The sequence below is a fragment of the Agrobacterium sp. 10T429 genome (assembly GCF_056393925.1).
Window position 1 is genome coordinate 1 of record NZ_JBFTGV010000045.1, and the last position, 473, is coordinate 473.

At 61.0% G+C, this 473-nt stretch carries 1 protein-coding gene; it reads left to right on the forward strand.

Annotated features, from left to right (window positions below):
* Window positions 1-244: DUF3304 domain-containing protein (locus tag AC1DCP_RS26420; protein ID WP_476774873.1), on the forward strand; the 244-nt coding region annotated here is incomplete at its 5' end.
* Between the last annotated feature and the right edge of the window lie 229 nt (window positions 245-473).

The following is a 473-nucleotide window of genomic DNA, read 5'->3' on the forward strand; positions in this document are numbered from 1 at the left end:
GTTTACGTGCTGCGTCACRGTGCCACGGGTCTACAAGCCYGGCATGACGGCGRAGGTCAGATGGGTCCATCGCATCGACGATGTTCCGCAGGAGCGGATCGTCCCGGTGCCGCCCTATGGGCCGGAGGAAATTGGAAGGGTCGCGGTGCATTTTCTGCGAGACGGCAACGTCAAGGTCTTCGTGACCATGATGGCTCTGCGTCATCCCGACTATCCCTTGAAGGGCGACGAGGCGCGCAAGTAACCACAGTTCCACGAGGAGAGTCATGCCTTACACAGTAGCGCGCCCACGGGCGTGGATAGCCGGCCTGCTAGCAGCATTGYCACTGGCCATGTCCGGTTGCGGCGACAAGCCCATCGCGGTGTCAATGGTTGGCTACAACCACACGGACGTGGGGATCTACGCGTTTGAGGTCAACGGTCATGGCGGACCGAATATCTGGCCGCACTAGGGCGGTGGGAAACGTACGTGT